This window comes from Dyella sp. EPa41 (assembly GCF_016586165.1).
Lineage (GTDB): Bacteria > Pseudomonadota > Gammaproteobacteria > Xanthomonadales > Rhodanobacteraceae > Dyella.
On the sequence record NZ_BCPR01000033.1, the window covers coordinates 24,140 to 38,188 of the forward strand.

Here is a 14,049-nt window from a genome sequence, read left to right on the forward strand (position 1 = left end):
TGCTCTTCAAGGAGAGCATCCTCGCCGATGTCCCGACCCATCCAGACCTTTCCGGGGCACCCTTGGCGCAGCCAGCATCGAAGCGGCGTGTGACACATGTGCGACGCTTCCTTGCGCCCAACAAAAAAGCCTCACGAGGAGGCTTTCTTGTTCTAAGAAAGATCTGGTAGCGGGGGCAGGATTCGAACCTGCGACCTTCGGGTTATGAGCCCGACGAGCTGCCAGACTGCTCCACCCCGCATCAGAGTCCAGAAATAGTAGCGAGATGGCCGATTTCTTGCAAGCCGTTTCGCGAAATTATTTCAGTACTTCTTCAAAAACATCGTGGCGGAAGCATCCGCCACGATGCGCATCAACCGACGAAAACCCGCTGGCACCAGCCAAACAGCGGGCCCCAGGCAAAGCCCAGCACCAGCAGCGCCAGCACGTTCAAGGACAGCACCAGGCGCACCGACGCATCGCCCTGCAGGCGCACCTCGGTGCCTTCGACCGGCTTGTCGAAGTACATCACCTTGACCACGCGCAGGTAGTAGTAGAGGCCGATGATGGCAAACACGGCACCGACGATGGCCAGCCACAGGAAGCCGGCATGGATCGCGGCCTGCAGCACCAGCAGCTTGGCGAAGAAGCCAAACAGCGGGGGCACGCCAGCCAGCGAGAACATCACCAGCATCATCAGGAACGCCGCCCACGGCGAGCGCTGGTTCAGGCCCTTGAGGTCGTCGATCTCTTCGCATTCGAAGCCGACGCGTGCCAGCGCCAGGATCACGCCGAAGGCCGCCGTGCCCATCAGGGCATAGCTGATCGCGTAGAACAGCGCCGCGGCATAGCCCTCGGGGCCGGCATTGACCAGGCCCAGCAGCAGGTAACCCATGTGCGAGATGGTCGAATAGGCCAGCAGGCGCTTGAGGTTGCTCTGCACGATGGCCACGATGTTGCCGATCGCCAGCGACAGCACCGCCAGGCAGGCCAGCATCAGCTGCCAGTGCTGCGAGAGATCACCCAGGCCCGAGGCCAGCAGGCGGTAGGCCATGCCGAACGCCGCCAGCTTCGGCGCCGAGCCGATGAAGATGGTCACGGCGGTCGGCGAGCCCTGGTAGACGTCCGGGATCCACATGTGGAACGGCGCCGCGCCCAGCTTGAAGGCGATGCCCACGATCATGAAGATCAGGCCGAACACCAGCAGGTGCGGCATGCCCGTGTGGGCCGCGGCCATGTGCAGGCGTGCCAGGTCCAGCGTGCCGGTGGCGCCGTAGACCATCGACATGCCGTACAGCAGCATGCCCGAGGCCAGCGCACCCAGCACGAAGTACTTGATCGCCGCTTCCGAGGACAGGCGCGAGTCGCGGTTCAAGGCCACCAGCGCGTACGACGACAGCGTGAGCTGTTCCAGGCCCAGGTACACCGTCACCAGGCTGCCGGCCGAAACCAGCAGCATGATGCCGATCACCGCGAAGATCGACAGCGTGTAGAACTCGCCGACGAACAGCTTGCGGTCGACCAGGTAGGGCTTGGCGTAGACAAACACCAGTGCGGTGGCGAGCAGCGCGAAGACCTTGAGGATCTCGGCCACGCCGTCGCGCACGAACATGCCGCTGAAGGCGGTGACCGGCTGGCTGGGCTGGCCGCCCACCACCAGGTAGATCGCCACCACCAGCACGGCGATGGAGAGCCAATGCAGCAGGGGACGCTGTTCCGCCTTCATGAAGGCGTCCAGGAGCAGCAGCAAGCACGCTGCCGCCACCAGATACAGCTCCGGCAGCAGGATCAGAATGTCATTGAAATTCGGCATGATCAGTCAGTCCTGCTTAGATCTTGTGATTGCCAAGCTGCGTGACCAGCTGTGACACCGAGCTGTCCATCAGATGGACCAGCGGCTCCGGCCAGATGCCCAGCACCAGCGTGCCCGCGGCGAAGACGCCCAGCACGAACCACTCACGGCCGTTGATGTCCTTCATCTCGGCCACGTGCGAATTGGTAATGTCGCCCCACAGCACGCGCTTGACGAGGTATAGCGTGTAGGCCGCGCTGATGATCAGCGTGAACGCGGCGAACAGCGCGATCCACGGGTTGGCCTGGAAGCTGGCCAGGATCACCTGGAACTCGCCCACGAAACCGCTGGTGCCCGGCATGCCGCAATTGGCCATGGCGAACAGCACGTAGAAGAAGCCGAACCACGGCATCACGTTGATGACGCCGCCGTAGTCCTTGATCTGGCGGGTGTGCAGGCGGTCATACAGCACGCCGATGCACGAGAACATCGCGCCCGACACGAAGCCGTGCGAAATCATCTGCACCATGGCGCCCTGCACGCCCAGCTTGGCGGCGTCCAGGTTGTTGTTGCCGCGCACCAGCATGAAGGCGATGAAGATGCCCAGGGTGACGAAGCCCATGTGCGCCACGGACGAGTACGCCACCAGCTTCTTCATGTCCTCCTGCACCAGCGCGATGTAGCCGATGTAGATCACCGCGATCAGGCTCAGGCCGATCACCACCCAGGCGTAAGCCTCGGAGGCATCCGGCGTGATCGGCAGCGAGAAGCGCAGGAAACCGTAGCCACCGATCTTCAGCATCACCGCGGCCAGCACCACCGAACCACCGGTCGGCGCCTCCACGTGGGCGTCCGGCAACCAGGTATGCACCGGCACCATCGGCACCTTCACCGCGAAGGCGATCAGGAAGGCGAAGAACAGCCAGGTCTGCTCCTTCATGCTCAGCGGCAGCGCGGCCAGCTGGGCCAGGTCGAACGTGCCGGCCTTCAGGTACAGGTAGATCAGGCCCACCAGCATGAAGATGGAGCCGAAGAACGTGTAGATGAAGAACTTCAACGTGGCGTACACGCGCCGCGGGCCACCCCAGACACCGATGAGGATGAACATCGGGATCAGCATGGCCTCGAAGAACACGTAGAACAGCAACGCGTCGGTGGCGCAGAACACGCCGATCATCAGGCCTTCGAGCACCAGCATGGCGGCCATGTACTGGTGCGGGTTGACCTGGATGACTTCCCAGGCGCCCACGATGACCAGGATGCCCACCAGGGTGGTCAGCAGGATCAGCGCGATGGCGATGCCGTCGACGGCCAGCGCGTAATGCACGTTGAGGCCGGCGATCCAGAGATGGTCTTCCACCATCTGCTTGGCAGCATCGGACGCGTTGTACTGCGGCAGCAGGTAGAGGCTGACCGCGAAGGTGGCGATGGCCACCAGCAGCGAAATCCAGCGCGCGGCGTTGGGCCGGCTGGAGCCGGCGAGCAGCACGGGGATGGCGCCCACGATGGGGAGCCAGATCAGCAGGCTGAGCAAATGATTGAACATGGAGCAGGTTCCCTTATTGCCCGACCAGCCAATACCCGCCGAGCAGCAGGATAAGGCCGAGAATCATTGCGAAGGCGTAGTGATAGAGATAACCGGACTGCAGGCGGCGCACGCCGCCGGCGATGCGGTCCACCAGGCCAGCCGAACCGTCGACGAGCACGCCATCGATCACCGCCGTGTCGCCGCCCTTCCACAGGGCACGACCCAGCGCGATGCCGCCGCGGGCGAACACGATGTAGTACACCGCGTCGAACCAGTACTTGTGGTTGAGCACGTTGTAGATCGGCTTGAGCGCATTCTTGATGCGATCGGCCACCGACGGGTTGAACAGGTAGATGTAGGTCTGGATGGCGAACGCCGTCAGCACCAGCAGGAACGGCAGCTGCGTGAAGCCATGCAGCGCCATGCCGACCCAGCTGTGGAACTCCTTGCCGAGCTCGCCGAGCACGTTGTTCGCCTCGTTGACGTGGATGGCCGAGCCGAACCATTCGCCGTAAAGCAGCGGCTTGATGGCGAACGCACCGACCACGATGGACGGAATGGCCAGCAGGATCAGCGGCAGCGTCACCACCCACGGCGTCTCGTGCGGGGTCTGGTGCATGATGCCAGGCTCATGGTGGCCATGGTCGTCCTTGTGCTCGACGTGATGGCCGTGGCTGTGGTCGTGCACCACCGTGAAACGCTCCTTGCCATGGAACGTCAGGTACATCTGGCGGAACGTGTACAGCGCGGTCACGAAGGCACCGGCCATCACGCAGAAGTAGGCGTAGTTCGAGCCCCAGCGATGCGACTCGCCGACGGCCTCGATGATCGCGTCCTTCGAATAGAAGCCCGCGAAGAACGGCACGCCGCACAGCGCCAGCGAACCGATCCACATGGTGATCCAGGTGATCGGCATGTACTTGCGCAGGCCGCCCATGTAGCGCATGTCCTGCTCGTGGTGCATGGCGATGATCACCGAGCCCGCGCCGAGGAACAACAGCGCCTTGAAGAAGGCGTGGGTCATCAGGTGGAACACGGCGCCGGCATAGGCCGACACGCCCAGCGCCACCGTCATGTAGCCCAGCTGCGAGAGCGTGGAGTACGCGACGACGCGCTTGATGTCGTTCTGCACGATGCCGATGAGGCCCGTGAACAGCGCACCGGTCGCGCCGATCACCATCACGAAGCTGAGCGCGGTGTCCGACAGTTCGAACAGCGGCGACATGCGCGCCACCATGAAGATGCCGGCGGTCACCATCGTCGCGGCGTGGATCAGCGCGGAGATCGGCGTGGGGCCTTCCATCGAGTCCGGCAGCCACACGTGCAGCGGCACCTGGGCCGACTTGCCCATGGCACCGATGAACAGGAAGATGCAGATGACCGTGGCGGCATCCCAATGGGTGTTCTGCGTGATCTGCAGCGTCTTGCCCACCAGGGTCGGCGCAGCGGAAAACGCGGTGGCGTAGTCGAGGGTGCCGAGGAAATACAGCACGCCGGCGATGCCGAGCAGGAAGCCGAAGTCGCCCACGCGGTTGACCACAAACGCCTTGAGGTTGGCGAAGATCGCGGTCGGGCGCTTGAACCAGAAACCGATCAGCAGGTACGAGACCAGGCCCACCGCTTCCCAGCCGAAGAACAGCTGCATGAAGTTGTTGCTCATCACGAGCATCAACATCGAGAAGGTGAACAGCGAGATGTAGCTGAAGAAGCGCTGGTAACCCGGGTCCTCATGCATGTAGCCGATGGTGTAGATGTGCACCAGCAGCGACACGAAGGTGACCACCACCATCATCATGGCAGTGAGGCGATCGATCAGGAAACCGACGTGCGCGGAGTACTGGCCGATCTCGAACCAGGTGTAGATGTTGTGGTTGTAGACCGGGGCGCCACCGGCGGTGAGCTGGTAGAGCACGTAGATCGACAGGCCGCAGGCGATCGCCACGCCGAGGATGGTCACCGTGTGCGCGCCGGCCCGGCCGATGAAGCGGCCGAAGAAGCCCGCGAGCAGGCATCCGACGAGCGGCGCCAGCGCGATGGTCAGCAAAATGGAGGTAGACAGTTCCATCGGCTCAGCCCTTCATGCTGTCGATTTCGGCGACATTGATGGTGCTGCGGTTGCGGAACAGCAGGACCAGGATCGCCAGGCCGATGGCGGTTTCCGCCGCAGCCACGGTAAGGATGAAGAACACGAACACCTGCCCGGCCACGTCCCCCAGGAAGCGGGAGAACGCCACGAAGTTGATGTTGACCGCGAGCAGCATGAGCTCGATCGACATCAGCAGCACGATCACGTTCTTGCGGTTGATGAAGAGACTGGCCAGGGCGATGCTGAAGAGCACCGCGCCGAGCACGATGAAATGGGCGAGCGTGATCATGGGGTGGTCTCCTTGCCCGGTTCTGCCTGCGGCGCGGCGGGCACTTCGGCCGCCATCTTCACCACGCGGATGCGGCTGGCCGCCTTGACGCGGACCTGCTGCGAGGCCTGCTGGTGGCGCACGCCGGTGCGATGGCGCAGGGTCAGCACCACGGCGGCGACGACGCCGACGGTGAGTATCAGCGCGGCGATCTCGAACGGCAGCAGGAACTGGGTATACAGCGCATGGCCCAGCCATTCGGTGTTGGACATGCCGACGGCGGCGGCCGGGTCGGCGCCCATCACCGCCTGGTGCATCGCGCGCACGCCGATCAGCGCGAGCATTTCGCCCAGCATGACCAGGGCCACGATGATGCCCACCGGCAGGTACTTGATGAAGCCTTCGCGCACCCGCTCCTGGTTGATGTCGAGCATCATCACCACGAACAGGAACAACACCATCACCGCGCCCACGTAGACCACGATGAGCGCGATGGCGAGGAACTCCGCTTCGGCCAGCAGCCAGATGCAGGCGGTGCTGAAGAAGGTGAGCACCAGCGACAGCACGGCCTGCACCGTGTTGCGCAGGCTGATCACGCCCAGCGCGGCCACCACGGTCACCGCGGCGAACGCATAGAAGCAGACGAGTTGGAACATTTGAGGATCGATCATGATGTCCCTGCTCCTCAGCGGTACGCGGCGTCTTGAGCGCGGGCCGCGGCGATGTCCGCTTCGAAGCGGTCGCCGATGGCCAGCAGCTGCGGCTTGGTCACCACGTTCTCGCCACGCTGCTCGAAGTGGTACTCGTGGATGTGCGTCTCGACGATCGAGTCGACCGGGCAGCTCTCTTCGCAGAAGCCGCAGAAGATGCACTTGAACAGGTCGATGTCGTAGCGCGTGGTGCGGCGCTGGCCGTCGCTCTCGCGCGGGGCCGAATCGATGGTGATGGCGAGCGCCGGGCACACCGCCTCGCACAGCTTGCACGCGATGCAGCGCTCCTCGCCGTTGGCGTAGCGGCGCAAGGCGTGCAGGCCGCGGAAGCGGTTGGACTTGGGGATGTGCTCCATCGGGTAGCGCATCGTGTATTTCGGGCTGAACATGTAGCGCATGGTCAGGCCCATGCCCTTGAACAGCTCGATGAGCAGCAGGCTCTTGAAATAGTGAGTAACGCGGGACATGGTTTTCTTCAGCCTCCCGTGCCGACGGTGACCCAGCCGAAATACTTCATGCAGCCGGCGACGAGGACCCAGACGATGGTGATGGGGATGAACACCTTCCAGCCCAGACGCATGATCTGGTCATAGCGGTAGCGCGGGAAGCTGGCGCGGAACCACAGGAAGAGGAAGGCGAAGAGGAAGACCTTGGCGAACAGCCACAGGACGCTGGCATGGCCCAGGAAGCCCCACGACGCCGGCAGCGGCGACAGCCAGCCGCCCATGAACAGGATCGAGGCCAGGAAGCTGACCAGGATCATGTTGGCGTATTCGGCCAGGAAGAACAGCGCGAAGGCCGAGCCCGAGTATTCCACGTGGAAACCGGCGACGATTTCCGACTCGCCTTCCGCCACGTCGAACGGCGCGCGGTTGGTTTCGGCCACGCCCGAGATGAAGTAGATGATGAACACCGGCAGCAGCGGCCACATGAACCAGTCGCCGATGCCCTTGCTGCCCGCCTGCGCATGCACGATGTCGGTGAGGTTCAGCGAACCGGACAGCACCAGCACGCAGACCAGGCACAGGCCCATCGCCAGTTCGTAGGAGATGACCTGTGCGGCCGAACGCATGGCGCCCAGCAGCGCGTAGCGCGAGTTGGAGGCCCAGCCGGCGAGGATGATGCCGTACACGCCCAGCGAGGTCATCGCCAGCAGGTACAGCAGGCCCGCGTTGACGTTGGCCAGCACCATCTTGTCGTCGAACGGGATCACCGCCCAGGCGGCGAGTGCCGGCACCAGGGCGATCATCGGTGCCAGGTAGTACAGCGCCTTGTTCGCGCTGGTCGGAAGGATCACTTCCTTCAGCAGCAGCTTGACCACGTCGGCGAAGGCCTGCAGCAGGCCGAAGGGACCGATCTTGTTGGGCCCCATGCGCACGTGCATCCAGCCGATGACCTTGCGCTCCCACCACACGTACATCGCGACCGCGATCACCAGCGGCAGGACGATGCACAGGATGTAGACGATTGGCCAGATGATCTGGTTGAGGATCTGTTCGCCCATGTGCTTATGCCTTGCTCAGGGTGAGGGCCGCGCCGTACGGCGGCAGCGTGACAGTGTCGTCGTGTGCGGCTTCGATCCAGGCGGCGCCATCGGGCACGCTCGCATCGATCACCAGCGGCAGCACCGCATCGGCGATGCGGACCGCGGCGCCCTCGCCCAGGCCCTGGCGCTGCGCCTCATCGGCGTTCACGCGCACGGCCGGTGCGCGGTTCAGCGGATGCTTGCCCAGTGCCGTGGCGCGACGGAGCACGGCGTCGGTGCGATAGATCGGCCAGGTGGCGAGACGGGTCAGGCCCGCAGCCGCCGGACGCTGCGCCAGTTCGGCTCGCGGCTGGTGACTACGCTCGCTGATGCCTTCACGCAGGCCGGCCAGGTCGTCGAACTCGAAACCGGCGACCTTGAGCACGCCGCCCAGGGCACGCAGCACCTTCCAGCCCGGACGGGCTTCGCCCGGCGCCTTCGAACCGGCGGCCACGCTCTGGGCCAGGCCGTCGACGTTCACCAGGGTGCCGTCGATTTCCGGCAGCAGCGCGATCGGCAGGATCACGTTGGCCACTTCGCGCAGCACGGGGCTGGCGAAGGCGGAGAATGCGACGACCTGCTGGGCGCCCTTCAGCGCCTTGAGCAGGGCGGCGCCATCGGTGACGTCCTGCGGTTCGACGCCGTACAGCACGTAACCCTTGCGCGGCTGGGCCAGCATGGCCTGCGCGTCGAGGCCGCCATTGCCCGGCAGCACGCCGACCTGGGCCAGGCCCACGGCGTTCGCGCCGACCGGCAGTTCGTCGTAACCCGCACCGGTGGCTTCCGCGATGAAGCGCGCCACGGCGCGCAGCCACGAGGCCTGCGGATGGGTGACGGCCGCCTCGCCGAGGATGACCACGGCGCTGCCGCTCTTCATCGCGGCGATGGCGTCCTTGTCGCCCTGGTCGGACGAGGCGCCATGGATGGCCGCGGCCAGCGCGGACGGCGCGCTCGCGCCGCCTTCGACGGCCGCCTTGGCCAACGCCAGCAGCGCATCGACCAGCGCCTGCGGCGCCACGATGGCTTCGCCGGCCAGCTTGTAGTTGAAGTTGAAGCTCGCCGGGTTGACGGCGTAGACCTTGGCGCCCTTCTTCACCGCCTGGTGGATGCGGTGGTTGAGCAGCGGCATTTCGTGGCGCAGGTCCGAACCGACCAGCAGCGCGGCCTTGACCTTGTCCAGCTCGGCCACCGGCTTGGCGAACGCCATGGCCGCGGCGTTGTCGGCAAAGTCGAGCTGACGCACGCGATGGTCGACATGGGCGCTGCCCAGGCCACGGGCCAGGCGCACCAGCAGGTCGCCTTCCTCGTTGGTGGTGGCCGGATGGACCAGCACGCCCAGCTCGCTGCCCGGCACCGCCTTCAGCGATTCCACGGCCGCGCCCAGCGCGTCTTCCCACGTGGTGGTCTGCCACTGGCCGTTGCGCTTCACCTGCGGCGCGCTCACGCGATCCGCGGCGTACAGGCCCTGGTGACTGTAGCGATCACGATCGGACAGCCAGCACTCGTTGATCGATTCGTTGTCGCGCGGCACCGTACGCAGCACTTCACCGCGGCGCGTGTGCAGCCACAGGTTGGAACCCAGCGCATCGTGGTAGGCGATGGACGGCTTGGCGATCAGCTCCCAGGCGCGCGCCTGGTACTGGAACGGCTTGTTGGTCAGCGCGCCCACCGGGCAGACGTCGATGATGTTGCCCGACAGTTCCGTCTCGATCGTCTTGCCGATGTAGGTGCCGATCTGCAGGTTGTCGCCGCGGCTCATGCCGCCGAGTTCGTAGGTACCGGCGATTTCGCTGGTGAAGCGCACGCAGCGCGTGCACTGGATGCAGCGGGTCATCTCGGTGGCGACCAGCGGGCCGAGGTTCTCGTCCGCGATGGTGCGCTTGCGCTCGGTGAAACGCGACACGCTGCGGCCGTAGCCGAGCGCGACGTCCTGCAGTTCGCACTCGCCGCCCTGGTCGCAGATCGGGCAATCCAGCGGGTGGTTGATCAGCAGGAACTCCATGACGTCCTTCTGATACTTCAGGGCGACGTCGGTGCGGGTCTTCACCTTCATGCCTTCGGCCACCGGGGTGGCGCAGGCCGGCTGCGGCTTGGGCATGGGCTTGCCGCCCATCTCCACTTCCACCAGGCACATGCGGCAGTTGGCGGCGATGGGGAGCTTGCGGTGGTAGCAGAAGCGCGGGATGGCGATGCCGATGGCGTCGGCCGCCTCGATGATCATGGCGCCCTTGCGGATCTGCGTGGGCTTGCCATCGACCTCGATATTGACGAGGTCGAGGTTCGGTGCTGCGGGCTGCGCACTCATGCGGCGGCTCCAAGCTTGTCGTCGACGATGGAGCGACCGTTGACGATGTAGTACTCGAATTCATCCCAGAACTGGCGCAGGAAGCCCTGCACCGGCCACGCGGCGGCTTCGCCGAACGCGCAGATGGTGTGGCCTTCGATCTGGCCGGCAATGGCCTTCAGGCGGTGCAGGTCGTCCATCGTGCCCTGGCCGGCCACGATGCGGTCCAGCACGCGGTGCATCCAGCCGGTGCCTTCGCGGCACGGGGTGCACTGGCCGCAGCTTTCCTTGTGGAAGAATTGCGAGATGCGGCGGGTGAAGCGCACCGTGCAGACGGTGTCGTCAAGCACCACGATGGCGCCCGAGCCCAGGCCCGTCTTGAGGTCACGCAGGGTGTCGTAGTCGAACGGCAGGCCCTTCAGCTGTTCGGCGCGCAGCACCGGCATGGACACGCCGCCCGGGATTGCACCCTTCAGCGTGCGGCCCGGACGCAGGCCGCCGGCCATTTCCAGCAGTTCGTCGAAGGTGGTGCCCAGCGGCACTTCGAAGTTGCCGCCCTTCTGCACGCAACCGGAGACCGAGAAGATCTTCGGGCCGCCGTTCTTGGTCTTGCTCTGCGCCAGGAACCAGTCCGCACCCTTGCGCAGGATGGCCGGCACCGACGCGTAGGTTTCGGTGTTGTTGATGGTGCTGGGCTTGCCGTACAGGCCGAAGTTGGCCGGGAACGGCGGCTTGAAGCGCGGCTGGCCCTTCTTGCCTTCCAGCGATTCCATCAGCGCGGTCTCTTCGCCGCAGATGTACGCGCCGGCGCCGAGTGCGCCGTAGATGTCCACGTTGAGGCCGGTGCCCTGGATGTTCTTGCCGAGCAGGCCGGCCGCGTAGGCTTCCTTCAGCGCCTCTTCGAAATGCTCGAACGGCTCGTGATGGAACTCGCCACGCAGGTAGTTGTAGGCGACGGTCGAGCCCGTGCAGTAGCACGCGATCGCCATGCCCTCGATCACCGCATGCGGGTTGAAGCGCAGGATGTCGCGGTCCTTGCAGGTGCCCGGCTCCGACTCGTCCGAGTTGCAGAGGATGTACTTCTGCATGTCGCCCTTGGGCATGAAGGACCACTTCAGGCCGGTCGGGAAGCCCGCGCCGCCGCGGCCGCGCAAGTTGCTCTTCTTGATCTCCTCGATCAGAGCATTGGGATCGGGCTTTTCGGCGAGGATCTTCTTCCACGCCTCGTAACCACCGACCTGGGTGTAGCTGTCCATCGCCCACGGCTTGTCGAAATGCAGCGTGGTGTAGACGACCTGATGTTCTTTCGGTGCCGGACCGTATGCCATGGCGCCCTGCCCTTACTTGAGACCGTCGAGGATCTCGTCGATCTTCTGGATCGACAGACGCTCGTGGTAGTGACCATTGACGGTCATCGCCGGCGCGCTGGCGCAGGCGGCGATGCATTCTTCTTCGCGCTTGAGGTACACGCGGCCATCGGCGGTGCTTTCGCCGAGCTTGATGCCCAGCTTCTGCTCGCAATGCTTCACTAGGTCCTCGGCGCCATTGAGCCAGCAGGAAATGTTGGTGCAGATGGCGACGTTGTTGCGGCCCACCGGCTTGGTCTCGAGCATCGAGTAGAAGCTGGCGACCTCGTACGCCCACACGGCGGGCAGTTCGAGGTACTTGGCAACGGCCGTGATCAGTTCATCGGTGAGGAAGCCGTGGTTCTGTTCCTGCGCGGCAAACAGCGCCTGGATCAGCGCCGAACGCTTGCGGTCGGGCGGAAAACGGGCAACCCACTCCTCGATGTGATGACGAGTGTGTTCGTTGAGTACGACGAGCGGGTCGACGTTCTTGACCTGCTCGTAATTTCCGGTGGCTTTCATGGTTGTGTTCCTCCGGGCTCAGCGATCGACTTCGCCGAACACGAGGTCATAGGTACCGATCATCGCCACGACGTCGGCCAGCATGTGGCCGCGAACGAAGGCGTCCATCGAGGACAGGTGGGCGAAGCCCGGCGCGCGCAGGTGCACGCGAAACGGCTTGTTGGCGCCGTCGGAGACCAGGTAGCAGCCGAACTCGCCCTTCGGCGCCTCGACGGCGGCATAGGTCTCGCCCGCGGGCACGCCGTAGCCTTCCGTGAAGAGCTTGAAGTGGTGGATCAGCGCTTCCATGTCCTCCTTCATGTCTTCGCGCTTGGGCGGCGCGACCTTGAAGTTCTGGACGATGACCGGGCCGGGGTTGGCCTTCAGCCACTTCACGCACTGCTGGATGATGCGGTTGGACTGGCGCATCTCCTCGACGCGCACCAGGTAACGGTCGTAGCAGTCGCCGCCCGAGGCCACCGGGATGTCGAAATCCACCTCGGCGTACTTGGCATACGGCTGCTTCTTGCGCAGGTCCCACTCGATGCCCGAGCCGCGCAGCATCACGCCCGTCAGGCCCCAGGCCTGGGCCATTTCCGGCGAGATCACGCCGATGCCGACGGTACGCTGCTTCCAGATGCGGTTGTTGGTGAGCAGCTCTTCGTACTCGTCCACCTTCGACGGGAAGTCGTTGGCGAACGCCTCGATGAAGTCGAGCATGGAGCCTTCGCGCCAGCTGTTGAGGCGCTTGAGGTCCTTGCCCTTGTGCCAGGGCGACTCGCGGTACTGCGACATGCGCTCGGGCAGGTCACGGTAGACGCCGCCCGGACGGTAGTAGGTCGCGTGCATGCGCGCGCCCGACACCGCCTCGTAGACGTCCATCAGTTCCTCGCGCTCGCGGAACGCGTACAGGAACACGGCCATCGCGCCCAGGTCGAGCGCGTTGGAGCCGATCCACATCAGGTGGTTGAGGATGCGGGTGATCTCGTCGAACATCGTGCGGATGTACTGCGCGCGCTCCGGCGCCTCGATGCCCAGCAGGGTTTCGATGGCGCGCACGTAGGCGTGCTCGTTGCACATCATCGACACGTAGTCGAGACGATCCATGTAGCCGATCGACTGGTTGAACGGCTTGGACTCGGCCAGCTTCTCGGTGCCGCGGTGGAGCAGGCCCACGTGCGGGTCGGCGCGGACGATGGTTTCGCCGTCCATCTCCAGCACCAGGCGCAGCACGCCGTGCGCAGCGGGATGCTGCGGGCCGAAGTTCATGGTGTAGTTGCGGATCTCTTGCATGATCAGTTGTTCCGCCAGTTGTCGGCCGCCTCGGCCTTGGCCTGCAGCAGGTCGGCGTCGTCACGGATGACGCGCGGCACCAGCACGCGCGGCTCGATCGACACGGGTTCGTACACCACGCGCTTCTGCTCGGGGTCGTAGCGCACTTCGACGTTGCCGATCAGCGGGAAGTCCTTGCGGAACGGATGGCCGACGAAGCCGTAGTCGGTGAGGATGCGGCGCAGGTCCGGATGGCCTTCGTAGACGATGCCGAACAGGTCGAACGACTCGCGCTCGAACCAGTTCACGCCCGGCCAGATGCCGGTGAGCGAGGGCACCACCGGCAGCGTGTCGTCTTCGCCGAACACGCGCAGGCGCAGCCGCTGGTTGTTTTCCAGCGACAGCAGGTGCACCACCGACGCGAAGCGGCGTTTCTGCATCTCGGGACGCGGGCGGTCGGCCCACTTGAAGCGGCCCATGGCCTCGCCTTCCACGCCACGCGAGAAGCCGGTACCGGACACGGTTTCGGTGTCCCACTCGGTCTGGCCGTAGCCCAGGTAGTCGACGCCGCAGACGTCGATGGGCACGCCGAAACGGAACGGTGCCTCGTCGCGCAGCGCGGTGGCCACCGCGAGCAGGTCGGCGGCGGCCACTTCGGCGGTGACTTCGTTGCGTACGACGCTGATCTTCAGCGTGTCGCCGAATCGCGCGGAAAGGCGCTCGGCCAGCGAGTTGATCGGTGTATCAGTCATGGCTCA

Annotated in this window: 12 protein-coding genes and 1 tRNA gene; all 13 read right to left on the reverse strand. The window is 64.9% G+C overall.

Features of this window, described 5'->3' with window-relative positions; translation table 11 throughout:
• Window positions 1-164 precede the first annotated feature (164 nt).
• The 13 genes from JMF82_RS12075 to JMF82_RS12135 all read right to left on the reverse strand — a co-directional run bounded on the left by JMF82_RS12075 (window position 165) and on the right by JMF82_RS12135 (window position 14,043).
• A tRNA-Met gene (locus tag JMF82_RS12075) sits at window positions 165-241 on the reverse strand.
• 111 nt (window positions 242-352) lie between these two features.
• The gene (nuoN, locus tag JMF82_RS12080) at window positions 353-1,792 is read right to left on the reverse strand and encodes an NADH-quinone oxidoreductase subunit NuoN (RefSeq protein WP_201314827.1); all 1,440 of its coding nucleotides are present in this window, start codon (window positions 1,790-1,792) and stop codon (window positions 353-355) included.
• Between the two features lie 16 nt (window positions 1,793-1,808).
• The gene (locus tag JMF82_RS12085; RefSeq protein WP_201314828.1) at window positions 1,809-3,317 is read right to left on the reverse strand and encodes an NADH-quinone oxidoreductase subunit M; all 1,509 of its coding nucleotides are present in this window, start codon (window positions 3,315-3,317) and stop codon (window positions 1,809-1,811) included.
• A gap of 13 nt (window positions 3,318-3,330) precedes the next feature.
• Complete coding sequence (nuoL, locus tag JMF82_RS12090) at window positions 3,331-5,364, reverse strand: NADH-quinone oxidoreductase subunit L (protein ID WP_201314829.1); 2,034 nt, start codon at window positions 5,362-5,364, stop codon at window positions 3,331-3,333.
• A gap of 4 nt (window positions 5,365-5,368) precedes the next feature.
• Entirely contained in the window at window positions 5,369-5,674 is a 306-nt protein-coding gene (nuoK, locus tag JMF82_RS12095; protein ID WP_038616898.1) for an NADH-quinone oxidoreductase subunit NuoK, read from the reverse strand.
• Window positions 5,671-6,324, reverse strand: coding sequence for an NADH-quinone oxidoreductase subunit J (locus tag JMF82_RS12100; RefSeq protein WP_201314830.1), 654 nt, complete (start codon window positions 6,322-6,324; stop codon window positions 5,671-5,673). Before JMF82_RS12100 ends, nuoK begins: the two co-directional genes overlap by 4 nt.
• 14 nt (window positions 6,325-6,338) lie before the next feature.
• A complete protein-coding gene (gene nuoI / locus JMF82_RS12105) occupies window positions 6,339-6,830 on the reverse strand; it encodes an NADH-quinone oxidoreductase subunit NuoI (RefSeq protein WP_201314831.1) in 492 nt (163 codons plus the stop codon).
• Window positions 6,831-6,838: 8 nt separating this feature from the next.
• On the reverse strand, window positions 6,839-7,867 hold the full coding sequence (nuoH, locus tag JMF82_RS12110) for an NADH-quinone oxidoreductase subunit NuoH (RefSeq protein ID WP_201314832.1): 1,029 nt from the start codon (window positions 7,865-7,867) through the stop codon (window positions 6,839-6,841).
• A gap of 4 nt (window positions 7,868-7,871) precedes the next feature.
• Window positions 7,872-10,193: an NADH-quinone oxidoreductase subunit NuoG gene (nuoG, locus tag JMF82_RS12115; protein ID WP_201314833.1), complete on the reverse strand. Its 2,322-nt coding sequence runs from the start codon at window positions 10,191-10,193 to the stop codon at window positions 7,872-7,874.
• A complete protein-coding gene (nuoF, locus tag JMF82_RS12120) occupies window positions 10,190-11,500 on the reverse strand; it encodes an NADH-quinone oxidoreductase subunit NuoF (protein WP_201314834.1) in 1,311 nt (436 codons plus the stop codon). Before nuoF ends, nuoG begins: the two co-directional genes overlap by 4 nt.
• Before the next feature lie 12 nt (window positions 11,501-11,512).
• The gene (gene nuoE, locus JMF82_RS12125; RefSeq protein ID WP_111983558.1) at window positions 11,513-12,040 is read right to left on the reverse strand and encodes an NADH-quinone oxidoreductase subunit NuoE; all 528 of its coding nucleotides are present in this window, start codon (window positions 12,038-12,040) and stop codon (window positions 11,513-11,515) included.
• An 18-nt stretch (window positions 12,041-12,058) separates the two neighbouring features.
• On the reverse strand, window positions 12,059-13,312 hold the full coding sequence (locus JMF82_RS12130; protein WP_201314835.1) for an NADH-quinone oxidoreductase subunit D: 1,254 nt from the start codon (window positions 13,310-13,312) through the stop codon (window positions 12,059-12,061).
• 2 nt (window positions 13,313-13,314) lie between these two features.
• Entirely contained in the window at window positions 13,315-14,043 is a 729-nt protein-coding gene (locus JMF82_RS12135; RefSeq protein ID WP_201314836.1) for an NADH-quinone oxidoreductase subunit C, read from the reverse strand.
• Window positions 14,044-14,049: the final 6 nt, after the last annotated feature.